This window comes from Nocardiopsis sp. FIRDI 009, from assembly GCF_003386285.1.
Lineage (GTDB): Bacteria > Actinomycetota > Actinomycetes > Streptosporangiales > Streptosporangiaceae > Nocardiopsis.
In genome coordinates this window covers 15,928-39,502 of the sequence record NZ_QPNC01000039.1, presented here as the reverse complement: position 1 = coordinate 39,502, position 23,575 = coordinate 15,928, and the positions used below count along the sequence as shown (strand labels likewise).

20 protein-coding genes are annotated in these 23,575 nt (G+C 73.8%); 14 read left to right on the top strand and 6 right to left on the bottom strand.

All coding sequences use genetic code 11. The features are described from left to right. Positions 1 to 104 precede the first annotated feature (104 nt). The 4 genes from fabG to DVR05_RS25145 all read left to right on the top strand — a co-directional run bounded on the left by fabG (position 105) and on the right by DVR05_RS25145 (position 3,490). Positions 105 to 809, top strand: coding sequence for a 3-oxoacyl-[acyl-carrier-protein] reductase (gene fabG / locus DVR05_RS25160; RefSeq protein WP_116248402.1), 705 nt, complete (start codon positions 105 to 107; stop codon positions 807 to 809). 104 nt (positions 810 to 913) lie between these two features. Further along, positions 914 to 1,678, top strand: coding sequence for an enoyl-ACP reductase FabI (gene fabI, locus DVR05_RS25155; protein WP_116248401.1), 765 nt, complete (start codon positions 914 to 916; stop codon positions 1,676 to 1,678). Between the two features lie 112 nt (positions 1,679 to 1,790). Next, positions 1,791 to 2,615, top strand: coding sequence for a class I SAM-dependent methyltransferase (locus DVR05_RS25150; RefSeq protein WP_116248400.1), 825 nt, complete (start codon positions 1,791 to 1,793; stop codon positions 2,613 to 2,615). Between the two features lie 110 nt (positions 2,616 to 2,725). Then, positions 2,726 to 3,490, top strand: coding sequence for an SDR family NAD(P)-dependent oxidoreductase (locus DVR05_RS25145; RefSeq protein WP_116248399.1), 765 nt, complete (start codon positions 2,726 to 2,728; stop codon positions 3,488 to 3,490). Between the two features lie 15 nt (positions 3,491 to 3,505). Here the strand turns inward: DVR05_RS25145 and DVR05_RS25140 are convergent, their stop codons facing one another. Beyond that, entirely contained in the window at positions 3,506 to 4,960 is a 1,455-nt protein-coding gene (locus DVR05_RS25140; protein ID WP_232832318.1) for a serine hydrolase, read from the bottom strand. Between the two features lie 63 nt (positions 4,961 to 5,023). On the opposite strand from DVR05_RS25140, the gene DVR05_RS25135 reads away from it, so the two are divergent. Continuing rightward, positions 5,024 to 5,650, top strand: a complete 627-nt coding sequence (locus tag DVR05_RS25135) for a TetR/AcrR family transcriptional regulator (RefSeq protein WP_116248398.1) — start codon at positions 5,024 to 5,026, stop codon at positions 5,648 to 5,650. Positions 5,651 to 5,766: 116 nt separating this feature from the next. After that, positions 5,767 to 6,354 carry a Uma2 family endonuclease gene (locus DVR05_RS25130; RefSeq protein WP_157982545.1) on the top strand — a complete coding sequence of 196 codons (588 nt, stop codon included), beginning with the start codon at positions 5,767 to 5,769 and terminating at the stop codon, positions 6,352 to 6,354. A 9-nt stretch (positions 6,355 to 6,363) separates the two neighbouring features. On the opposite strand, the gene DVR05_RS25125 is transcribed toward DVR05_RS25130, so the two are convergent. Continuing rightward, a complete protein-coding gene (locus tag DVR05_RS25125; RefSeq protein ID WP_116248396.1) occupies positions 6,364 to 8,100 on the bottom strand; it encodes a helix-hairpin-helix domain-containing protein in 1,737 nt (578 codons plus the stop codon). A gap of 97 nt (positions 8,101 to 8,197) precedes the next feature. Then, a complete protein-coding gene (locus DVR05_RS25120; protein ID WP_198659347.1) occupies positions 8,198 to 9,151 on the bottom strand; it encodes an aldo/keto reductase in 954 nt (317 codons plus the stop codon). Positions 9,152 to 9,233: 82 nt separating this feature from the next. Here DVR05_RS25120 and DVR05_RS25115 point away from each other — a divergent pair, with 82 nt between their 5' ends. Then, entirely contained in the window at positions 9,234 to 10,004 is a 771-nt protein-coding gene (locus tag DVR05_RS25115) for an MSMEG_4193 family putative phosphomutase (RefSeq protein WP_116248394.1), read from the top strand. A gap of 38 nt (positions 10,005 to 10,042) precedes the next feature. Here DVR05_RS25115 and DVR05_RS25110 read toward each other — a convergent pair whose 3' ends face one another. Beyond that, positions 10,043 to 10,432, bottom strand: coding sequence for an SgcJ/EcaC family oxidoreductase (locus DVR05_RS25110; protein ID WP_116248393.1), 390 nt, complete (start codon positions 10,430 to 10,432; stop codon positions 10,043 to 10,045). Between the two features lie 134 nt (positions 10,433 to 10,566). Between DVR05_RS25110 and DVR05_RS25105 the strand changes: the two genes are divergently transcribed. The 3 genes from DVR05_RS25105 to DVR05_RS25095 all read left to right on the top strand — a co-directional run bounded on the left by DVR05_RS25105 (position 10,567) and on the right by DVR05_RS25095 (position 12,895). Then, positions 10,567 to 11,148 carry a DUF3090 domain-containing protein gene (locus DVR05_RS25105; protein WP_116248392.1) on the top strand — a complete coding sequence of 194 codons (582 nt, stop codon included), beginning with the start codon at positions 10,567 to 10,569 and terminating at the stop codon, positions 11,146 to 11,148. 61 nt (positions 11,149 to 11,209) lie between these two features. Beyond that, positions 11,210 to 11,962, top strand: a complete 753-nt coding sequence (locus tag DVR05_RS25100; protein WP_116248391.1) for an SCO1664 family protein — start codon at positions 11,210 to 11,212, stop codon at positions 11,960 to 11,962. A gap of 123 nt (positions 11,963 to 12,085) precedes the next feature. Next, complete coding sequence (locus DVR05_RS25095) at positions 12,086 to 12,895, top strand: HAD-IIA family hydrolase (RefSeq protein WP_116248390.1); 810 nt, start codon at positions 12,086 to 12,088, stop codon at positions 12,893 to 12,895. A gap of 108 nt (positions 12,896 to 13,003) precedes the next feature. On the opposite strand, the gene DVR05_RS25090 is transcribed toward DVR05_RS25095, so the two are convergent. Together DVR05_RS25090 and DVR05_RS25085 are read right to left on the bottom strand one after the other, a co-directional pair. Then, positions 13,004 to 13,378 (bottom strand): RNA polymerase-binding protein RbpA, encoded by a 375-nt coding sequence (locus tag DVR05_RS25090; protein WP_017601845.1) that lies wholly within the window; start codon positions 13,376 to 13,378, stop codon positions 13,004 to 13,006. A gap of 188 nt (positions 13,379 to 13,566) precedes the next feature. Further along, a complete protein-coding gene (locus DVR05_RS25085; protein WP_116248389.1) occupies positions 13,567 to 14,937 on the bottom strand; it encodes a nucleobase:cation symporter-2 family protein in 1,371 nt (456 codons plus the stop codon). Positions 14,938 to 15,291: 354 nt separating this feature from the next. Here DVR05_RS25085 and DVR05_RS25080 point away from each other — a divergent pair, with 354 nt between their 5' ends. The 4 genes from DVR05_RS25080 to DVR05_RS25065 all read left to right on the top strand — a co-directional run bounded on the left by DVR05_RS25080 (position 15,292) and on the right by DVR05_RS25065 (position 23,565). After that, a complete protein-coding gene (locus DVR05_RS25080) occupies positions 15,292 to 16,248 on the top strand; it encodes a hypothetical protein (protein WP_116248388.1) in 957 nt (318 codons plus the stop codon). A 149-nt stretch (positions 16,249 to 16,397) separates the two neighbouring features. Beyond that, positions 16,398 to 17,912 (top strand): TIGR02677 family protein, encoded by a 1,515-nt coding sequence (locus tag DVR05_RS25075; RefSeq protein ID WP_116248387.1) that lies wholly within the window; start codon positions 16,398 to 16,400, stop codon positions 17,910 to 17,912. Further along, the gene (locus tag DVR05_RS25070; RefSeq protein ID WP_116248386.1) at positions 17,912 to 19,369 is read left to right on the top strand and encodes a DUF2398 family protein; all 1,458 of its coding nucleotides are present in this window, start codon (positions 17,912 to 17,914) and stop codon (positions 19,367 to 19,369) included. Before DVR05_RS25075 ends, DVR05_RS25070 begins: the two co-directional genes overlap by 1 nt. Next, entirely contained in the window at positions 19,366 to 23,565 is a 4,200-nt protein-coding gene (locus DVR05_RS25065) for a TIGR02680 family protein (RefSeq protein ID WP_116248385.1), read from the top strand. The genes DVR05_RS25070 and DVR05_RS25065 overlap by 4 nt, the downstream gene beginning before the upstream one ends. Positions 23,566 to 23,575 lie beyond the last annotated feature (10 nt).

The following is a 23,575-nucleotide window of genomic DNA, read 5'->3' as shown; positions in this document are numbered from 1 at the left end:
GTTGCTGCTACCGCCGGGTAGCTCGGTACCCTGCAAGGCGATCCCACCCCCGGAACATCCACGTCGTGGCTGGTGACACCAGCCGCAGGAGAAGAGGTGCCCCTATGTCGCGATCGGTTCTGGTCACCGGCGGCAACCGCGGAATCGGCCTGGCCATCGCCCGAGAGCTCGCCGCCGGAGGCGACGACGTCGCCGTGACCCACCGTTCGGGTGAGCCGCCGGAGGGCCTGTTCGGGGTGCGCTGCGACATCACCGACTCCGCCCAGGTGGACGCCGCGTTCAAGGAGGTCGAGGAGGCCCAGGGTCCCGTCGAGGTGCTCGTGGCCAACGCCGGGATCACCAAGGACCAGCTTCTCGCCCTCATGAGCGAGGACGACTTCTCCTCGGTCCTGGACACCAACCTCACCGGGGCGTTCCGCGTCGCCAAGCGCGCCGTGCGCGGCATGATGCGCAAGCGCGGGGGACGCATCATCCTCATCTCGTCCGTCGTGGGCCTGCTCGGCTCGGGCGGTCAGGCCAACTACGCGGCCTCCAAGGCCGGTCTGGTCGGCTTCGGCCGCTCCCTCGCCCGCGAGCTCGGCTCCCGCAACATCACGGTCAACGTCGTGGCCCCCGGTTTCATCGAGACCGACATGACCGCCAGGCTCGACGAGGACCGCCAGGCCGAGATCAAGAAGAACATCCCGCTCGGACGGATCGGCGGCACCGAGGACATCGCCAAGACCGTGGGCTTCCTCGCCAGCCCCGGGGCCGCCTACATCACCGGCGCCGTCATCCCCGTGGACGGCGGCATGGGCATGGGCCACTAGCCTGTGTCCCTCCGGGCCTCCGCCTCGTCCTGGCCCGACCCCCTCCACCCGCACAGCCACCGGACCACCCCCGCCGGTCCAGACCAGAATCAGGAAACCCGACCATGGGACTTCTCGAAGGTAAACGCGTCCTCGTCACCGGGGTGCTCACCGACTCCTCCATCGCCTTCCACGTCGCCCGCCTCGCCCAGGAGCAGGGCGCCACCGTCGTGCTCACCGGTTACGGCCGGATGAGCCTCGTGGAGCGCGTCGCCAAGCGGCTGCCCGAGACCCCGCCGGTCCTGGAACTCGACGTCACCGACGACGAGCAGCTCGGCACGCTGGCGACCCGCGTCGGCGAGCACGTCGAGGGCATCGACGGCATCGTGCACTCCATCGGCTTCACCCCCCAGGACGCCCTGGGCGGCAACTTCCTCAACACGCGGTGGTCGGACGTGGCCACCGCCATGCACACGTCCACCTTCTCGCTGAAGTCGCTCACCACGGCGCTCATGCCGATGATGAAGAACGGCGGATCGGTGGTGGCGCTGGACTTCGACAACAGCGTGTCCTACCCCATCTACGACTGGATGGGCGTGGCCAAGTCCGCGCTCACCTCCACCGCGCGCTACCTGGCCCGCTACGTCGGTGACCAGGACATCCGCGTCAACCTGGTCTCGGCGGGGCCGCTGAGCACCATGGCCGCGCGCAGCATCCCGGGCTTCGAGGACCTGGCCAAGCACTGGCCCGAGCGCGCCCCGCTGGGCTGGGACGTCACCAACCCGGAGCCCGCCGCCAAGGCCGTGGTGGCGCTGCTGTCGGACTGGTTCCCGGCGACCACCGGTGAGATCGTGCACGTGGACGGCGGTTTCCACTCCACGGGCGCCTGACCGCCCAGCTCGGGGGCGCCCGGCTGTGCGCGGCGCCCCCGAGCGAACCGTTTGACGGGAGTAGGTCGCCGATGATCCTCTGTGTCCGTTCGCCGGGGACAGTGGAGGACCGATGACGTACACACCCGAGGAGCCCGCCCGCGACGCCGACGAGGTGCGTCGGCGTCACCGGGCCAACCAGGCCGCCTGGGACGAGGGGGCCCTGCGTTACACCGAGGGCGTGGCCGCCGGCATCGAGCGGCTCCGCGCGGGTCGGTCGTCCGTGCACCCGGTCGAACGCGCCGCCCTGGGAGACCTGGCCCCCTGGTGCGAGCGGGCCGTCCACCTCCAGTGCGCGTCCGGGCAGGACACCCTGTCCCTCCTGCTGGAGGGAGCCCGCGAGGTCGTGGGCGTGGACATCTCCGGGCGGCACGTCGACAACGCCCGCGCCAAGGCGCGCGCCCTCGACCTGCCCGCGACCTTCCACCGCTGCGACGTGCTCGACACCCCCGCCGAGCTGGACGGCACCGCGGACCTGGTCTACACCGGGCAGGGCGCGCTCTGCTGGATCCACGACATCCGCGCGTGGGCCGGGGCGGTCGCCCGGCTGCTGCGCCCCGGCGGGCGGGTCATGGTCTTCGACACCCATCCGGCCAGCTGGCTGTTCGACCCCGAGGCGTCCACCCCCGTCTGGGCGGGCGTCGACTACTTCGCCCACGCCGAGCGCAGTTCCGGCTGGACGGCCCAGTACATCGGCGACGTCGTCGAGGAACCCTCGGTCAAGCACGAGCGGCTGTGGACGATCGCCGACGTCGTCCAGGCCCTCGTCGACTCCGGCCTGGCCCTGACCCGTCTGGAGGAGCGTCCGGACGAGTTCTGGAACGCCTTCCCCTCCCTCGGCGACGAGGTGAGGCGGAAACTGCCGATGACGTTCCTGCTCACCGCCGAACGCCGCTGACCCGGCCGCGGTGGGACGAACCGGCACGCCGGACCCGGTGTCCGTCCGTGCCGGTGTAACCTGCCGGACGCGGACAGGGCGGTGAAGGGGCCGCCGAGGAGGGGGAGCACATGGATCTGCACCTGACGGGTGCCCGCGTCGTGGTCACCGGGGCCAGCCGGGGGATCGGCCGGGCCATCGCCGACGGGTTCGCCGACGAGGGGGCCGACCTCGCCATCTGCGCGCGCGGCGCCGAGCAGCTGGAGGAGGCCGCCGAGGAGCTGCGCCTGACCGGCGCGACCGTGTTCGCCCGCGCCCTGGACGTCGCCGACGCGCCCGCGCTGGACTCCTTCGTCGACGACGCCGCCGAGATCCTGGGCGGGATCGACGTCCTGGTCTCCAACGTGTCCGCGGGCAGCAGCCGCACCCCCGACCAGTGGGAGCGCAACTTCGGCGCCGACGTCCTGCCGTTCGTGCGCATGGCCGAACGCGTCTACCCGCACCTGCGGGAGTCCGAGCGCGGCGGTTCGGTGGTGCTCATCTCCACGACCTCCGCCCTGCACACCACGCGGCCCGCCGGGCCCGCCGCCTACGGTGCGCTCAAGGCCGCGCTCAACCACCACGCCGCCTCCCTGGCCCGGTCGTGGGCGCCCGAGGGCGTGCGCGTCAACACGGTCTCGCCCGGCCCGATCGAGTTCCCCGGCGGTGGCTGGGACCGGCGCCGCGAGAACGACCCCGAGTTCTACGCGACCATCCGCGGCCGCATCCCCTACGGCCGCCTCGGCCGCCCCGAGGAGGTCGCCCGGGCCGCCGTCTTCCTGGCCAGCCCCGCCGCCAGCTTCGTCACCGGCAACAACCTCGTGGTGGACGGCGGGTTCCTCGACCGCGTCGTCTGACCACCGTGCGCCCCGTCACCCGCGCCGGGTGGTCGCGGCGTTCCGCGGGGCGGAGGACGTGTGCGACGCCGCCCGGTCGCGGGCCACCGCCGTCATCCGCAGCACCAGCGTGACCCCGCCGAGCACGCCCGCCGTCAGGGTCGCCAGCCCGACCTCGGGCAGCCACAGCAGGGCGAGGCGCGTGCCGTACGCGCTGATCGGCCACACCGCCGCCGAGCCGGTCGCCGCTCCGGCGACGCTCCAGGCCAGAGCTGCGGCGACACCTCCGCGGCGCGTCCGTAGGGACCGCACGGCCAGCACCGCGCCCACGGCCATGACCAGCGCGAGGGCCGTGGAACCCCACACCGCCGTCCGGTCGAGCACGCTCGGCCCCGGGTTCCGCGGCTGGTCGCCGCCGGCGACCAGGTGGGCCAGACCGAAGGCCACCGCCTGGATCTGTCCGTCGCGCAGCAGGTCGTAGGTGTTCTGCAGGACGACCACGGCTCGGTCGCGTTCGGGCAGGACCACGACCATCGCCGCGTGCCCCGGAGTCGCGCCGCCGTGGAAGACGATCGGCTCGTCCAGTTCCGACATCCGGGTCTCGCGCCACCCCAGCCCGTACTCCTGCCGCGAACCGGGCACGGGCACGATCCCCCTGCGTGCCTCCGCCAGCGTCTCCGGGTCGAGCACCGCCGGGTCGTCCGCCACCTGTGTCCGCGCGAACGCGGCCAGCGCACCCAGGTCCCCGCCCAGGTATCCGTCGGACACCCCGGCGTCGTCCACGCCGTCCGCGTCGGCCAGCGGCACGCCCCACGGCGACCGGTACCCCGGGGGCAGACCCGCCGACGCGGCCTCCGCGGCGCTGGTGAACGCGCCGTCCATCCCCACCGGGTCCAGCACGGCCTCGCGCAGAGAGGAGCCGAAGGCCCGGCCGGTCACGCGTTCGATGACCGCGCCCAGGACCAGGTAGTTCGCACTGCTGTACTCGTGCGTACCGGGGTCGCCCGCCTCGGAGGCCGCGATCCGCCCGACGCGCGGCCCGAACTCCGCCGAATCCGCGTCGTACACGTCAGCGGTCTCGACGGTGGCCGCCTCGGTGATCCCCGACGTCTGCGTCATCAGGTCGCGCACGGTCGGGGCGGCGCCGAAGTCGGCGAACTCGGGCAGGTACTCCTCCACGGGCGCGTCCGGGTCGAGCCGTCCCTCCTCCGCCAGGACCAGTGCCGCCGTGGCGGTCACCGGTTTGGCCACCGACCCCCACAGGAACGGGGTGTCCTCGGTGACGGGATCGCCGTTCCCGTCCACCCCGAACACGCCCCGGCGCTCGATCCCCTCCGGCCCCACGACCGCGTAGGCCAGACCGGGGGTGCCGGTCGCCGCCATCCGCGCACGGACGTAGGAGTCCATGCCCTCCGTCGCGGCGGACGCCGGAGGCGGGGTGGGGAAGGTCAGGGCCAGGGCGAGGGACACGGCTGCGACACGTCGGTGCACGGGGGGCTCCTCAGATAACCATACGGACATACGATTATTACCATACGCTGATACGGTTATGTCGTGCCAAGAACAGCGGACCACGCCCTCAGGCGTGCACAGATCACCCGGGCCGTGCGCGAGATGATCGCCGAGACCGGCCTGGAGACCGTCACCGTGTCCCGCACGGCCGCGCGCGCCGGGATGTCGGTCGGGCTCGTGCAGCACTACTTCCGCACCAAGGACGACATGCTGCTGCACGCGTTCCAGGAGGTCAGCACGGAGGTCGCGGGCCGGGTCGCCGAGATCGTCCGCGCCGCGCCCGCCCACCGGCGGACCATCGCCGACGTCCTGCTGGACGCCCTCTCCGAGTACCTGCCGCTCGACGAACCCCGCCGCGCCGAGTTCCGGATCGTGCGCGCCTTCGCCGGACGCGCTCTGGACAGCCCCGCGCTCGCCGAGGTGGAGGCGCGCACCGCCGAGGCCGCGCACGCGGAGATCGCCCGGGCGGTGCGCCACGGCGTCGAGTGCGGGGAGGTCGCCCCCGACGTGGACGCCGACACCGCCGCCACGCGTATCGCCGCGGTGACCGAGGGGCTGGCCACCCGCGTCCACCGGGGCGGAACGGGCGCCGCGGACCACGCCCGGGCGGCCCTGCGCGCGGAGCTCGCCACCGTGTTCACCGGACGCTGCCGCCAGTACGACCGGTGAGTCCCGTCCGGCCCGGTCCCTTGCCTCACTCTCTCGTTTGGGCACAGGATGAGAGAGAACCCCTACATACGGCCCCGGAGGTCTCTGCGATGGCGAAGCGAAGGGAAGGGGAGCCCATGACCGCCGTACTGGAAAAGTCCTCCGAGGTGCGTCCGGCCCCGAGTAGTCTGCGCGATGTGGCCGACCACCTCGACGTCCCCCCGGGGTTCAGGGTGGAGGTCCTCGAAGGGGCCATCGTGATGTCGCCCACGCCCTCGAAGAAGCACGCGGGTGTTCTCAGTCGGCTCCACGGCCAACTGTTCGAGCAGTTGCCCAATGGCCGTTCAGCGGTGCAGGTGTGCTCCGTCGAGGCACCGGAGGGCGAGGACTTCGCCACCCCCGACCTCATGATCGTCCCCGTCGCGGTCGAGGAGGAGGACGGCTGGCTGGTGAGCCCCGACGACGTCGACTGCGTCGTGGAGGTGGTCTCTCCGAGTAACCACACCAACGACACGAAGATCAAACCGACCCTGTACGCGCGGTGGCGGATCCCCGTCTACCTCGTCATCGACCCGAGGAACGGCACCAACCGCCTGTACTGGGACCCGAAGGGCGGCCAGTACCAGGCCCGGCACGACGTCGAGTTCGGTACCGACGTCGTCCTGCCCGAGCCGCTCAAGGACATCCGGATCGACACCTCGGTCTTCCCCCGGTACGGGAGCTGACCCGCGCCCCTACGCCTCGCGCAGCACTCGCACCAGCCGCGTCGTCCGCTCCGCGCCCGCGTTCTCCCGCACCCCCGACTCCAGCGCGCCGCCGGTGGCGTCCACCAGCGACACGTGCCGCACCGCCCGGGTCAGCGCCGTGTACACCTGCGGGCGCGACACCGGGACCCGAGGCGGGAACACCGCCACCACGGCGGGCCACCGGCTCCCGTGCGCCGCCGCCACCGTCACCGCCCAGCCCGGCCGCAGCGCCGCCGGGTCCGTCACCGACACCCGCCGCCCGTCGGCCAGCTCGACCACCGCCGCCTCGCCCACCTCGCGCAGGTGGCCCGTGTCGCCCGGCCCGTACCCGGGCCCCTCGGCCACCAGCAGCACCCGGTCGCCCACGTCGAAACCCCCGTGCGCGCCCGGCCCCGGGTTCAGCCGCTCCTTGCACGCGGCGTTGAGCGCGCCCGCACCCGCCGGGCCGTCCTCGCGTGCGGCCACCACCTGCACGTCCTGCGGCGCGATGCCGAGCACGCGCGGGATCGAGTCGGTGAGCAGCTGCACCACCCGGTGCGCCGCCTCCTCCGCGGACGCGGCCGGAACCCGGACCACCTCCCGCTCCGGCGCCGCCACCTCCGGCACCCCGCCGTCGGCCACCGCCTGGGCCAGCTCGGCGATCGGCCCGGGCTCACCCGGGTCGGCCACCTCGGCCACGTGAGCGGTCCGGGAGGCGGCCACGTCCACCACCACCCGGCCCGGGGTCGCGGAGGGCGCCTGGTGCGGGTCGGCGGCCAGCACCAGGTGGGCTCCGTCGGCGCACGAGGAGGCCAACTCGGCCGCCCGGGACACCCCCACCGACATCGCCTCGCACAGCACCACCACCCCGGCCTCCAGCGGAGCGCCCGCCAGCAGTTCGGTCAGCGACACCGCGCGCAGCTCGGGTTCGCCCCCGAGCCAGCACCGCGCCAGCTCCGCGTTGACCGCGGCCGCGGCCTGCGCGGTCGGCGCGGCCACCGCGATCCCCACCTGGCTGTCGGTGGCGATCGCGTGCAGGCACACCAGGGCGCGGGCCAGCTCGGCCGCGTCGCCCGGGCCGTGTCGCAGGACCGTGACCGGACGCAGGGCCACCGTGACCAGCGCCTCGCGGGTGCGCTCCGAGAGCGCGAACTCGTGCCGCTCGGCCGCCGCCGTCACGGTCTCGGCGGCGGTCAGCGCGTCCATGACCGGATCGTTGCCGCCGATCAGCCGCGCCACCTGCTCACCGAGGCGCTGCTCGGAGTGGCCGACGTCGGGCAGGGCGTGGAAGCGCTCGGCGTCCGGAAGGTCGGGGACCCCGCCCTCGGCGAAGTCGAAGTCGTCATCGGTGTCGTCGGTGCTCTCGAACACCACCGAGACACCGTCCGCCACGGCCGCAGCCAGGGCCGCCGCGGGATCGGCCACCCCCATCCCGCCGACGACGTTGGCCAGTCTGCGCTCCTCGACGGCCGTGTGCCCGCGCCGCGCCGCCTGCCGGAGTACGTGCTCGGTCAGCGCGCTCAACCGCCGGGGGTCGTCCGGTCGGGCGTCGTCGCCCAGGTGCTGCCGCGCGCAGAAGTCGGCCTGCTCGACGGTCACCCCGGGCAGCCGAAGCAGCAGCCACGGGTTGGCCTCCAGCTCGGCGGCGGCCCGCTGACCCAGCCTGGCGGCCACACGCGGCGCCAGGGAGCCCGGCGCCCCCATCCGGTCGAGGACGGCACTGACCTGTTCCACAGCCTCGGACACCTCGGACGGTTCCCCTCGTCACGCTCTCCACAGACCCTGGGAGCCTACCGAGAAGTGATGACCGTCCGCTCCGGGACCGGCGCGGTGGATCCGCCGGTCAGCGCTCCTGGCCGGCGGTGGCGTCGTCCAGCGCCTCCCGGATCTCCGGCGGCAGCTGCACGCCCTCCACCCGCAGGACGCCCTCCAACTGGGGGAGGGTGCGCGGACCGACCACCGCCGACGCCACCCCGTCCTGGTCGCGCGCCCAGCTCAACGCGACCGCCAGCGGCGGCACGCCCAGCCCCTCGGCGGCCGTGCACACCGACTCGACCACGCGGCGGCTGTGCCCGTCCAGGTAGGGCTCGACGTAGGGGGCCATGTGCGGGAAGGCCGCCCGCGAGTCCGGCGGCACCCCGTTGCGGTACTTGGCGCTGAGCACCCCCCGCCCCAGCGGCGACCACGCGATCAGGTGGGCGCCGGCGGCCTCCGCCGCCGGACGCAGCCCCCGGTCCGCGCCCCGGTTGAGCAGTGAGTACTCCGTCCCCGCGCTCACCAGCGGCACGCGTCCGGGCTGGGCCCGCTGCCAGGTGGCCAGGGTGGCGAACTGCCACGCCTCCAGGTCACCCGTTCCCACGTACCGGGCCTTGCCCGCCGCGACCGCCGTCTCCATCGCCGCCAGCGACTCCTCGGGGGGCGTGGCCGGGTCGAACACGTGCAGCTGCCACAGGTCGACGTAGTCGGTCTGGAGCCGCCGCAGTGAGGCGTCCAGGGAGGCGAGCAGGTGCCGCCGCGAGGCGTCCACCCGGCGGTACCCCTCCGGTGTGTGCCCCGTCTTGGTGGCCACCACCACGTCCTCACGGCGTACCGCGGCGCTCAGCAGCCGCCCCAGGATGCGTTCGCTCTGCCCGCCCGTGTAGATGTCGGCGGTGTCCACGAGCGTGCCGCCCGCGTCGACGAAGGCGGTGAGCTGCTGCCCGGCCTCCTCCTCGGAGGTGTCCTTGCCCCAGGTCATCGTGCCCAGGGCGGTGCGTGACACCCACAGGCCTGATCGGCCCACCTGTCGCTGTTCCATGCGGCGGAGAGTACCGTGTCCGCCCCGACGGGGACCGGGGTCGTTCATCGGGCCGGGATCCCGCCGTGGCTAGGGTGGGGGCATGGCGACACCCGAAGCAGACCAGGACGCCCGTCCCCCCGCGCCCGAGGCGGTCACCCTCCTCCTCGTCCGCCACGGCATGACCGACGCCACCGGCCCCCGCCTGGCGGGTCGCGCCGAGGGGGTGCACCTCAACGAGACCGGTCGCGCGCAGGCCGCCCGCCTGGCCCACCGCCTCACCGAGCTGCGCCCCGCCGCGCTGGTGTCGAGCCCGCTGGAACGCTGCCGTGAGACCGCCGAGACCGTCGGCGAGCAGCTCGGGATCGCGGTCACGCCGGACGACCGCCTCATCGAGTGCGACTACGGTTCCTGGACCGGGCGCGGCCTGGAGGAACTCGGCCACGAACCGCTGTGGCGGGTCGTCCAGGACCACCCCAGCGCGGCGCGGTTCCCCGGCGGTGAGGCGCTCGCGGCGGCCTCCGCGCGCGCCGTCGAGGCGGTCCGCGACTGGAACACGCGTCTGCTCCAGGCCGCGACCGCGTCCGACGACGCTCCGGCCCCGCCCGTGTACGTCGTGTGCAGCCACGGCGACATCATCAAGGCGATCGTCGCCGACGCCCTCGGCCTGCACCTGGACCTCTTCCAGCGCCTGCGGGTCGACCCCTGTTCGGTCACCTCCATCACCTACACCCGCACCCGTCCCTTCCTCAACACGCTCAACGACACCGGAGAGGGGCTGGCGGGCAGCCTGCCGACCCGGGCCGAGGCCCGGGGCGACGCGGCCGTCGGCGGCGGCGCGGGGGCGCAGACGGGCGGGGGCGGAACCCCCTGAGGGTCGGCGCGGAGGCGCTCCGAGAGGCGGCGGCTTCCTCAGGCCGCCACGATGGTGTTCTGGCCCACGGCGATCTCCCAGCCGTCCGTGCCGCGGGCGAGGACGTACACGGCGCTGGCGCGGGGCGCGTCGGTCGGGGCGCCGTCGGCGTCGACAGGGGACTGGGCGACGTGCACGGCGACCGCGTCCGGGCGGATCTCCAGGACGTCGACGACCCGGTCGCGGGCGTGGGCGTCGGCCAGTCTCGGGAGCGCCTCCCGACCGGACGCGATGACGGCGTCGCGGCCGCGCATCCGCTTCCCGACCGCGTTGGTCCACAGCGAGTCGGCGGCGAAGTGCCCGCCGAGGGCCACCGGGTCGTGGGCGTTGAAGGCGTCCTCGAAGCTCTGGACGAGGGCGTGGATCTCGGTGCGGCGCGTGGCGGCCATGATGACTCCCGTGGGTCGTGGACGGGGTGGCGCCGGGGCGCTCCGAGAGGAAGGGAACAACGTCAAGTCCGGTTGAGGTCAACAACGGGGGACGGTTTAGCGCCGCGCGGCCCCCATCCCTTAAGGTTCATGGCATGCCCGTCTTTCAGTTCAATCCGCCGGAGCGGTTCATCGCCGGGACCGTGGGCCAGCCGGGAGACCGCACCTTCTTCCTCCAGGCCGTGGGAGAGGGGCGCGTCACCAGCGTCGTTCTGGAGAAGGCCCAGGTCGAGGCGTTGGCGACCCGTATCGAGGAACTGCTGGAAGAGGTACACCGCCGCTTCGGGACGCCGCCGGGCGACGACACCCCTCCGGAGGACGACGGTCCCCTCCAGCAGCCCATCGAGCAGGACTTCCGCGTGGGTACCCTCGCCCTGGCCTGGGACGCCGAGGCCGCTCGGGTCATCGTCGAGGCCCAGGAGATCGACGAGTCCGCCGGGGAGGAACTGGCCGAGGACGACGACGAGGAGCTGGAGGTCTTCGCGGAGGAGGCCCCCGCGCACCGCGACGTCCTGCGCGTGTACCTGACACCCGGTGAGGCCCGCGCCTTCGCCGGACGGGCCATGAAGGTCGTGGCCGCCGGACGCCCCGACTGCCCGCTGTGCGGCCGCCCCCTGGACCCCAGCGGCCACATCTGCGTCCGCCAGAACGGGTACCGGCCGGACCGCCTGGTGTGACGCCGGTACCGATGGCCACCAGACACCGGGGTCCCGGCGCGCACCCGTCGCGGGGGGCCGCATGAACGAGACCACCGACGCCTTCGACGGCCTCGACGCCGCCTCGGGCCTGGGCCTGCTCAGCTCCGGGGAGATCACCGTCGAGGGCCGCCTGACCTCGGCCTCCAACGCCACTCTGTACTGCACCGTCTCCGACGGCACCCGGTCGGCCGCGTGTGTGTACAAGCCGGTGGCGGGGGAGCGGCCCCTGTGGGACTTCCCCGACGGCACGCTGGCGGGGCGCGAGGTGTCGGCCTTCGCCGTCTCCGAGGCGCTCGGCTGGGCGATCGTGCCGCCCACCGTCCACCGGGACGGACCGTTCGGGGAGGGCATGGTCCAGCTGTGGGTGCACGGTGACACGACCGTGGACCTGGTCGCGCTGTCCCGGGAGACCGACAACGCCGACCTGCGGCACATGGCGGTCTTCGACGCGGTCATCAACAACTCCGACCGCAAGATCGGCCACCTGCTGCCCACCCCCGGCGGCCACCTGTACGGGTGCGACCACGGCGTCTCCTTCGCCGAGGACTACAAGCTGCGCACGGTGCTGTGGCAGTGGCGGGGCCAGCCGCTCACCGACGACGCCCTGGCCGCCCTGGAGTCGCTCCGCGACCAGCTCAAGGACCCCGGCAGCGCGCTGTCCGACGTGTTGGGCCGCCACCTGACCGAACCCGAGGTGTACGCGGTGCGCAGCCGGGTCGACCTGCTCGTCCACCACCGGATCCACCCCTACCCGGCGCCGGACTGGCCGTCGGTGCCCTGGCCCCCGGTCTGATCGGGGGACCGGCCCCGTGGGGCCGCCTCTGTGAGCGACGGCTCGCCAGCGGGTCCCGACCCGTGTGAACCGTGTCCCCTACCGGGGGGTAGGAATAGCGCCGCGCATGCCCCAGGCGGCACAATGGGCCCCGTGAGCAACGAAAACGAGTGGAACTACCTCTTCGACATGGACGGCGTGCTCGTCCGTGAACAGCACCTGGTCCCCGGCGCGGACACGTTGATCGCCGAGCTGCGGGAGAACGAGATCCCGTTCATGGTGCTGACCAACAACTCCATCTTCACCCCCCGCGACCTACGTGCTCGTTTGCTCAACACCGGGTTGGACATCCCGGAGGAGTCCATCTGGACCTCGGCCCTGGCCACGGCCCAGTTCCTCCAGACGCAGCGGCCCAACGGGTCGGCCTACGTCGTCGGCGAGTCCGGTCTGACCACGGCGCTGCACAACGTCGGCTACGTGATGACCGAGAACGACCCCGACTACGTCGTCCTCGGCGAGACCCGCACCTACAGCTTCGAGGCGATAACCCGCGCCATCCGCCTGGTGCGCGCCGGAGCCCGGTTCATCGCCACCAACCCGGACGAGACGGGGCCCAGCGCCGAGGGGCCGCTGCCCGCCACGGGCGCGGTCGCGGCGCTGATCGAGAAGGCCACCGGTCGCCGCCCCTACTTCGTGGGCAAGCCCAACCCGTTGATGATGCGTTCGGCGCTGCGCCGGATCGGCGCGCACTCGGAGAACACGCTGATGGTCGGGGACCGCATGGACACCGACGTCCTCAGCGGTCTGGAGGCGGGCCTCCAGACCGTCCTGGTGCTGTCGGGGATCTCCGACCGCGACACCGCCGACCAGTTCCCCTACCGGCCGACGCGCGTGATCGAGTCGGTCAAGGAGCTCGTGGGCAGCACCCGGAGCCCGTTCGGCGCCGAGGACTGAGCCCCGCCCTCCCGGGCGGTGTCCCGAACGGGTCGGGCGCCGGCGGACACGACGAACGGGCGGCGGACCCGTCGGTCCACCGCCCGTGTCGATGTGCGTCGTCGCGGGCTACCGCTGCTTGGCGAGTTCCTCGACCTTGGCCGCCTCCTCGCGGCGGCGCGCGCGCAGCAGTTCGAGGCGCTCGGCCAGCACCTCCTCCAGGTCCTCCATGCTCCGGCGTTCCAGCAGCATGTCCCAGTGGGTGCGCACCGGCTTGGCGTTCTTGGGCTCCTCGCCGGAACCGTCGCGCCGCAGCGCGCGGTCACCGCAGAAACGGCACTCCCATTCGGCGGGGATCTCGGCCTCCGTGGCGAAGGTGACCGAGAAGCGGTGGCCCCGGGTGCAGTCGTAGGTGACCTCCTGCCGGGGAGCCAGGTCGGTGTTGCGGTCGTTCTCGTAGCTCGTCGCCCCGAGCCGGGTGCCGCGAAGTGCTCGCTCGGCCATCGTGTGGGTGCCTCCAGGCGCTCGTGCGGTCTCGCGGGGTGTAACGCGTCGGTCCCCGTCAAGATTCCCCACTGGCCTGAGGTCGAACCACCCCGGATGCCGCCGTGCCGGACCCGGACCGCCCGGGGCGGTTCGACGGGGATCGTGTGGGATGTCCCACGCGTGTGGGACACCCGCGGCTGCCGGGGCTACTCGGTGTCCCGGGCGCTCCCCCTCCCCAGGGCGCCGCCGAGGATGTTGAAGACGGCGTTGAGCACGAGCGCGGCGATGGCGGCGGCCACGATCCCCGAGCGCAGGATCGTCCCGGCCCAGTCGGGGAAGCCGTCGTAGAACGCGGGAGCGGCGATCGGGATGATGCCGAAGGCCATCGCCACGGCGACGATGACGAGGTTGAGGTTGCCCTCGTACTCGACCTTGGCCAGGGTGCGCACACCGGCCGCGGCCACCGATCCGAACAGCACCAGCCCGGCGCCGCCCAGCACGGGGGAGGGGATCATCGCGACCACGCGGCCCAGGACGGGGAAGAGGCCCAGGACGATGAGGATGAGGCCGCCGACCGCCACGACGTAGCGGCTGCGCACACGGGTCAGCGCGATCAGGCCCACGTTCTGGCTGAACGTACTCCCGGGGAAGGAGTTGAGCAGCGGGCCGACGACCGAGGCCAGGGCGTCGACGCGCAGTCCGTCGGCCAGTCGCCGCCCGTCCATGCGCGCCCCGACGATCTCACCGACGGCGAGGATGTCGGCGATCCCCTCGGTGAGGATGACGAGCATGACCACGCACATGGTGACGATCGCCGCCACCTGGAACTCCGGGGCGCCGAAGTGGAACGGTTGCCCCAGGGAGAAGAAGGCGCCCTCGCTGACCGGGGAGACGTTCACCCGGCCGAACGCGGCGGCGATCACCGTGCCCAGGACCAGGCCGCCCAGGACCGCCATCCGGTTCCACACCCCGGGCAGGATCCACGACAGCAGCAGCACGATCGCCAGGGTCGTTCCCGCCAGCGCCAGGCCGCCGGTCGTGGGAACCCCGGTCTCGTTGTTCTCCGTGATCCAGCCGATCGCCACCGGTAGGAGCGAGACCCCGATGATCGTGATGACGCTCCCGGTGACCACGGGCGGGAAGAACCGGATCAGCCCGGCCAGGAACGGGACGACCGCGAGGCCGAACACGCCCGAGGCGAGCGAGGCGCCGAACACCGCGGGCAGGCCGCTGTCCTGGCCGATGGCGACCATGGTGCCGACCGGGACGAACGAGGTGCCGATGACGACCGGCAGGCGGGCGCCGAACCGCCACACGCCGATCGTCTGCACCAGGGTGGCCAGGCCGCTGACCAGGAGCGCGGCGCTGATGAGGATGCCCATCCCCACCGCGTCGAGCCCCACGGCGCCACCGATGATGATGGGTGGGGTGATCACTCCGGCGTACATGGCGAGGATGTGCTGGAGGCCGTAGGTGACCATCAGCCGTGCCGGGGGCCGTTCGTCCTCCGGGTTGGCGTTCGGGGCGGGGGCGGTGGGGGTGGGTGTCTCGTCCGGGCTGTTCGGGGGATTGCGCATGCGCGGTACCGCTCTCGTGGACGTCGGGGGTGTGGTCCGGGCCGCGTGGGCGCGGCCGTCCGGTCGCGTCGAAGGCAACTACGTGCGTGTTGCGGGCGGGAGCCGTCGGGGTTTCGGGCAGATCAACCTGTCGGATGTATACGTTCAGGCATACATATCCGCCTGTTGTCCGTCCACCCCGTGAAGGGATGTTCTTCCTGTTCGTCACTGATGGTGGAGGTTTGGTCGCGGTTGGTGGGGCGTCGGGGGTCGGGGTTTCCTCGGTGGCGCGTGGAGGAATGAACGTACTGATTTCCGACATAAGGACACATACTTCTCATAGCCTGACTCCGCGCTCCTCGTGGGGGAGGTTTCATGCTCCCGACCCGCCTGCTCGCCGCCGTGGCCCTCGCCGTCCTGACCGGCTGCGGCCCCTTCCACGTGCGGGACGGGGAGCCGGGCGCGGGAGCCACGGACGGCGGGGGCGCCGCACCGACCACGCAGACCGCCGACCCCGCACCGCGACGGGACTCCCGGAGCGCGCCCGCCGCCGAACCCGGACCCGCCCCGACCCCGGCGGGCGGGGGATCCGGTCCGGACGCGACCGTGCCGACCCCGGGCCGGGAACGGCCGAGCGGGACCGAGGACCCGCACTCGTCCGCCGTCCGGGAGTACGTGGCCGCGCTCGCCGCCTCCTCCGACCCCGACCGGATGCGTGCGGGGCTGGCGGAGGCCGCCGAGGACTCTCCGGCCCACACCTACCTCCTGCACCACGCGACCGTCGCCCGCGCCTGGGCCGACGGCGACCGCCCCCGGGACGACGCGGAGGTCACCCGCACCGACGCCGGGTACCGACTCTGCCGCGACACCGCTGAAGAGGGGTACTGGGGCAGGGACCGGGACGCCGACCGGCACTGCGTCGAACTCACCGACTTCACCCACGACGACGGCCGCGTCGCCCGGTTCCGCGTCGACGGCGACGACCCCTCCGGAACCCTCGTCGAGGGGGGCGACACCCGTGTCGGGTCGGGTGGGGTCGAGGCCACCGTCGTGACCGCCTACCGGCCGGTCGGCCGATCGGTCCTGGTGGTCACACTGGACATCAGCGCCGCCGACAGCGCCGACCTCGGCCTGCCGAGCGCCGTGTACCGGACGCTCGACGGCGAACGGCGGCGCGCGGAGCTGGCCGCCGGGCGGTACGAACTCGACGCGGGGACGTCCACCAGCGCCGCCCTGTACTTCCCCGACTCCCACCCCGGAGGCAGCGTCGTCGTCACCGGGTGCCTGGAGGAGTGCTCCGCCCTGATCAAGCTCGCCCTCCCCGTCTCCTGACCTCGCGGCCGACGCTGTCCCGCCCTCCGCGACGTGGGACCAGCGGTCACGCAGCGCTGTCATAATGGCCGGGGCGCCGTCAGCGGTCCCGGGGGAGGGGCCGCGCCGGGGGACGCGCGCCGGGACGAGCGGGTGAACGGGGAACACGGGTGGCTGAGCGCACGGCGCTGGATCTGGACGCGCTCGCGGTCAGCGACCGCTTCCAGTTGTTCAACTTCACCCGGCGCGACGACCACATCACCTACCTGTGGATCCTGCGCGCCATGGACCGGCTGCGCGAGGTCCACCAGGTGCAGGTCGGCGCCGAGGACGTCGCCGCCGCCCTGAGCGAACTCGCCCGGGTCCACCCCGACGTGACGGTGCCCGAACGCGGCCTGCGCCACCGGCTGGACGAACTGGCCGCCGACGGGGTCGTGCACCGCCTCGACGACGCCTCCCGCGCGGGCGACCTGGCCAGCTACCGCAACCGCCAGTCCGTCTACCAGTTCAGCGAACTCGGCTACCGGGTCTACCAGGCGGTGGAGAGCGTGCTCGGCGCCCGGGTGGAGGACGTCAACCTCTCCCGCCTGGTCTTCTCCGACGTCCTGGACGACCTCAGATCCCTGGCCGAGGCCAACCGCACCGGCCAGGCCGAGGACGTCTACCGGCGGCTGTCGCGCGTGGACGCGGTCATGGAGGACATGGGACAGCGCTCGGCCCGCTTCCACGTCACCCTCGGCGAGATCCTGCGCTCCACCGAGGCGTCCCCGGACACCTTCCTCCGGTACAAGAACGCCCTGCTCGTGCACATGTCCGACTTCATGGCCGAGCTCGACCGCTACCTGCCGCGCCTGGACCGCGCCGTGCACGAGGTCGAGGCCACCGGCCTGGCCACCCTCCTGTCCCGCGCGGCCGACGCCGACGAACGCGTGTTCATGGCGCGCGAGGAACGCCTGGTGGACTGGCGCCGCCGCTGGACGGCCGTGCGCGCCTGGTTCGCCTCCGACGGCACCGCGCCCACGCGCGCCGCCGAACTCGGCTCCGCCACCCGGTCCGCCGTCTCCGGCGTCATCGCCCTCCTCCGGCAGATCACCGAGGCCCAGCGCGGCGGGGTGAACCGCTCCACCCAGCTGCGCCACCTGGCCGAGTGGGTGTTCAACACCCCCGACGAGGGCGCCGCCCACGCCCTCATGGGCGCCGCGTTCAACGTCCGCTCGGCCCGCCACCTGGGTGCCGCGCACGACGACGACGAACAGATCCCGCCCACCACCACCTGGTGGGACGCCCCCGGAGTGGAGGTGTCGGTCACCCTCTTCCGCAGCGACCGGGCGCCGAGCGCCGGGGTGCCCAAACCGGTCCGCCGCAACCCCGGGGCCCGCTCCGAGCTGCGCCGCCGCCAGGCCGAGGAGCGCGCCGCCGAACGCCGGGCCGCCGAAGCGCTCGCCGCCGACGGAGCCCACGGCCGCGTCCTGGACGAGACCGACACCCGCATCCTGCTGCGCCTGGTCACCCGGGCGCTGGAGTCGCGCAGCGTGGTCGCCGGACGGCTCCGGTCGGCCACCGGCGCCGACGGCGACACGCTGGTCCGCCTGGTGCCCAGCGACCACGGCAGCACCGTCCGCACCACCCAGGGCAGCATCCACCTGCCCGGGCTCCGCCTCGAACTCGCCACGAAGGGGACGTGATGGCCCGCCGCCGAGGCCCCGCGCGCACCGTCGACCCCACCGAACTGGGCACCTACCAGCAGGCCGTGCGCCGGGTCCTGACCCACGACCTCATCACCGCCACCCGGCCCCGCCCCGGCGTGCTCGACCAGGTGCTGCGCTGGGCCGACCAGATGGCCGAGGACATGCGCGCCCTGTTCGGGTACACGCTCATCGCCACCACCGCGCACGTGCGGCTGGTGCGCGAACTCGACGAACTCGACCCCACCCAGCGCCAGGTCTTCTCCCGCAGGGGGCGCCCGTTCGACCGCCGCAGGCTCGCCTACCTGTGCCTGCTGCTGGCCGCGTTCCAACGCTCCCAGATCGAGATCAGCCTCGGCGACCTGGTCCGCCAGTTCACCCCCGCGGCCAACGCGGTCGAGGGCCTGGGCTACGACCCCACCGACTCCGCGCACAAGGCCGCCCTCGTCGACGCCACCCACTGGCTGCTGGACCGCGGCGCCCTCCACCTGTCCGACGGCTCCCTGGACGCCTGGGCGCGCGGCTACGACCAGGCCGACGCCCTCTTCGACATCGACCACGAGATCTGCGAGATCCTCTTCCGCCCCGCCCGCCCCGTCCAGCACGTCGGCAGCGTCACCGGCCTGCTCAGCGACGCCCCCGGCGGCCAGAACCGGGACCGGGCCGCCCAGCGCGCCCGGCGCCTGCTCGTGGAGCACCCGGCCGTCTACTACGCCGACCTCGAACCCGAGGTGGCCGCCGCCCTGCGCGGCAGGGGCGTGGCCGAGGAGGTCGCGCGCGTGACCGGGCTGAGGGTGGAGCGCCGCGCCGAGGGCGTCCTGCTCGCCGACCCCGCCGGGAACTTCACCGACCGGCCCTTCCCCGGCCGCGGCGGCGCGGTCACCCGCGCGGCCGGACTGCTCCTGGCGCAGATCGCCACCCTGTTCGAGGAGTCCTGGGCGGCCCTGGACCACCTGGACGCCCCGTCCCGCGCCCGCGAGCACGCCGACCTGGTCCGCCTCGTCGACGCGGGCCTGCCCCGCCACGGTGTCGTCGGAGAACTCGCCTGGACCGGGAGCGGAGCCCACGACCCGGCCGCCGAACGCCCGCCGGGGGAGGGCCCGAGGATGCCCCTGGTCGAACGCGGCCGTCTGGAGGGCATGGTCGCGGACCTGTTCGCCGAGTTCGGCGCCGCCTCCTTCACCAACACCTGGCAGCAGGACCCGCACGGCCTCCTGGACGCCGCCCTGGCGCTCCTCGCCGATCTGCGCCTGGTCCGCCCCGTCCCCGGCGGTGTCCTGGTGGCGCCCGCCGCGCTGCGCTACCGCAACATCCAGGGCGCCCTGCCCGAACGGCAGGACACCGGCCTGCTCCCCCTCGGCCCCCTCAGCGAACCCGACCGGGCCCCCGGGACCGACGCCCCGGAGACCGACGCCGCCCCCGACCCCGCTCCGTACGAGACCGAAGGAAGCCGATGACGACCCGAGGGAGCGACCGCTTCCGTCCCAGCCGCGCCGGTGTGATCAACGTCTGGGACTACGTCGACGAGGAGTTCGCCTTCGCCGACGGCCGCCTCATCCTGCGCGGCCACAACGGTTCGGGCAAGACCAAGGCGTTGGAGGTGCTGTTCCCGTTCATCCTGGACGGCTACACCGACGCGCGCAGGCTCGACCCGTTCAGCGGCCAGAACCGGACGATGAAGTCCAACCTCCTCTACCGGGGGCAGGAGTCCGAGTACGGGTACGTGTGGATGGAGTTCGCGCGGCCCGCGCACGAGGGCTCCGGGGACGCCCCCGAGACGGTCACGCTCGTCATCGGCCTGCGCGCCCACCGGCACCGCGACGGCGTCGTCCCCTCCTTCTTCGTCACCGACCAGCGCCTGGGCGTCGACTTCGGACTGCTCGCCACCGACGGCCGACCCCTCACCGAGAAGCAGCTCAAGGCCGCCCTGGGCGAGACCGCCCACCACTCCAGCGCCGCCGACTACCGCCGCGCCGTCGACGCGCGCCTGTTCGGCCTCGGGGACCGCTACATCCAGCTCCTCGACCTGCTCCTGGCCCTGCGCCGCCCCCTCCTGGCCAAGGACCTGGACCCGGAGAAGGTCTCCGACACCCTCGCCAGCGGCCTCAGCCCCCTGGACGAGGACCTCGTCGACCAGGCCGCCCGCGACTTCGCCAACCTCGCCGCCGTCCAGATCCGCTTCGACAACGCCACCGCCGCCGACGAGGCCGTGCGGACCTTCCTGACCGAGTACGCCGACTACCTCACCACCAACGCCCGCCACCGGCTGGCCAGGGTCACCGCCGCCGCCGACCAGGCCGCCGCGCACGGGCGCACCGTCACCGAGGCCGCCGCCGAACACCGCCGCGCCACCCGCGAACGCGACGCCGCCCGCGCCCGCGAGGACGAGCTCACCACCCGGATGGGGGAGAAGTCCGCCGAGATCACGGCCCTGGAGGCCGACGAGGCCCTGCGCGACCACGACCGCCTGCGTGAGCGGCGCCAGCGCCACGAGGAACAGGGCCGACGGCTGGCCGCACAGGGCACCCGCCTGGACGGCCAGGCCCAGGAGATCGCCCACCTGCGCGCCGAGGCCGAGCGGGTCGCCGAGCGCATCGAGCGGGACCGCGCCACCGCCGGCCGCCTGACCGCCGAACTCGCCGAGACCGCCGACCGCGCCGGGATCCACCACGACGCCGAGGGCGACGTCGACACCGGCCCGGACCTGCCCACCACCGCTCGCGCCCGCGCCGCCGCCCGCGAGGGCGACGTGCGCGCCGTCACCGAGCGGTTGGACGCGCTCGACGGCGCCGAGGCCGCCCGCCGCCGCGCCGAGTCCGACAGCGCCCGCGCCGCCGACGAACTCGCCGAACGCCAGGAGGAGTGCTCCCGCGCCGACGACGAGCTCGCCGCGCTCCGATCCGAGGCGGCCGAGGCCGTGCACGCCTGGCACGGGCGCTGGGACCTGGTCGACGACACCGGCCGCGACGCCCTGCTGGACGCCCTGGCCCGCCTCGGCGAACCCGGCACCCCCACCCTGGTCGAGGTGCTCAACGAGCACGTCCACGACGCGCAGCTGGAGATCGCCGCCCGGGTGCACGGACTGGAACGCCAGGAGGCCGAGACCGGCGAGGAGCTCGACCGGCTGCGCCGGGAGCGCGACGACATCGCCGCCGAGCGCGACGACGCCCCGCCCGCCGACCCGCTGCGCACCGCGCCGCGCGGCGGCCGCCAGGGCGCGCCCCTGTGGCGGCTCGTCCGCTTCGCCGACGACCTGCCCGAGGAGCACGCCGCCGCGATCGAGGGCGCCCTGCACGCCGCCGGACTGCTCACCGCCTGGGTCCACCCCGATCCCGCCCTCACCCGCACCGCCCTCGACGACGGCGACTGCGACGCCTACCTGCTGCCGTCCGAGCCGCACACCGGGCCCACCCTCGCCGACGTCCTGGTCCCCGAGGACCAGGCGCACGTCCCCGCCCGGACCATCACCCGCGTTCTGCGCTCCGTGCCCCTGCACCGCGACACCGGTGACGCCGTCACCACGACCGGGGGCGCGGACACCGGCGCCCGGTTCGGACTGGGCGTGCTCGTCGGCTCCCACCCCAAGGCCGCCGCCGAGTACATCGGCGCCACCAACCGCGCCCACCGCCGCCGTGAACGGCTCGCCGCCCGCGACGCGCGCGTCGCCGAACTCACCGAACACCACGCGAACCTGCGCGAGCGGCTCGAAGGGGCCCGCGAACGGCTCAAGGACCACGGCCGCGCCCGCGCCGACCTGCCCGACCCCACGCCCGTGGCCCGGGCGGTGCGCGCGGTCGAACGCCACTCCACCCTCCTGGCCTCCGCCCGAGCCGCCGCCGAGCGGTCGCGCCGGGCCCTGGACGCGGCCGTCGCCGAGGTCGACGCCCAGCGCCGCCGGGTGCGCGCCGTGGCCGCCGAACGCGCGATGCCCGCCGACCGCGCCGGGGCCGACGCCGTCTCCGCCGCCCTGGCCGACTTCCTCACCACCGCGGACGCCCTGCACACCGCCCGCACCGACGCCGCCGAGTACGAACGCGACCTGGCGGGCCGCCGCGAGACCGTCGACCGCCTCACCGCCGCGCTGGAGTCGGATCGGGAGGAACTGGCCGAGCAGCGCGCCGCACACGAGGAGGAGGCCGCGGCCCTGGCCGCGACGGAATCGGCCATCGACGCCCCCGTCCGCGAGATCCTCGCCCGCCTCGACGCGCTGCGCGCCGAACGCGACGCGCTCACCCGCGAGCGCGACGCCGCCCGGGCCACCGCGCGGACCGAACACGACCACGCGATCCGCTCCGAGACCCGCCGGGACGAGGGCCGGGGCGCGCTCACCCTCGCGCTGGGCGCCCTCCACGAGGCGGTGGAGTCCCTGGCCGAGTTCACCCAGCCCGCCGTGCGCGCCGTCATGGGCGTCGAACCGACCACCGCCTGGCCCGACCGGAGCACCTGGCCCACCCCGGAGGAGATGGCCGAGCGGATCCTCACCGGCGCGGCCGAGACCGTCCACGACGCCCTCCCCGACGGCGTCGGAGCCCTGCTGGAGTCCTTCGCCGAGACCGTCGGCGCCACCCCGGCGGTCGGCGAGAGCGAGATCAAGGCCACGGCCACCCGCATGTCGAACGCGCTGCGGGCCTTCCAGGAGACCCTGGGCGGGGACTCGGAGGGTTACCGGGTCGACCACGAGGTCGGCCCCACCGGCGTCATCACCGTGTTCGTCAACGACGAGGGCGGCCGCAACCCCGTCTCCGTGTTCGCGCGCGCCATCGCCGACCGGGTCCGGGAGCAGGGCGCGCTCCTGCGGGAGGAGGAGCACCAGGTCCTGGAGGACGAGCTGCTCGGCGGCATCGCCCAGCAGATCCACGAACGCGTCCGCGACGCCCGCGACCTGGTGCGGAACATGGACCGCGACACCCGCGCCCGCCCGATGTCCTCCGGCACGCGCATCGGCATCCGCTGGGTGCGGGAGGAGTCCCTCACCGACCGGGAGCGCCTGGCCACCCAGCTGGTCAAGCGCGACGAGGCGGGCCTGGGGCCCTCGGGCCTGGCCGAGCTGCGCGCGGTGCTGCGCGACATGATCCGCGACCACCACGCCGCCCATCCGCGCGCCAGCTACAAGCAGGTGCTGGCGGCCGTCCTGGACTACCGCAGGTGGTACCGGTTCGAGCTGCGCCTGGCCGTCCCCGGCCAGGAGGAGGTGCGGCTCACCCGCAACAAGCACGAGCAGATGTCGGGCGGTGAGAAGTCCGCCGCGATCCACCTGCCGCTGTTCGCCGCCGCCAACGCGCTGTACTCCTCGGCCGCGCCGACCTGCCCGCGCGTGGTCGCCCTGGACGAGGCGTTCGCGGGCATCGACGACCGCTACAAGCCCGAGCTCATGGGGCTGACCGTCACCTTCGACCTGGACATGTTCATGACCGGGCACGACCTGTGGGTGCACTACGACACCGTGCCCATGGCCGCCCACTACGACATGCACCACGACAAGGGGACGCACACGGTCTCGGCGCTGCTCATGCTGTGGGACGGGGAGCAGACGATCGACGCCGACGCCGGGTTCTCCGGCAACGAGGAGCTGGCCGCCGAGCTCCTGGGCATCACGCCCAGCCGGTTCGTGCCCCAGTCCACCGCCGGGACCCTGCTGGCCGAGGCGGGGTGAGGCTCGACCG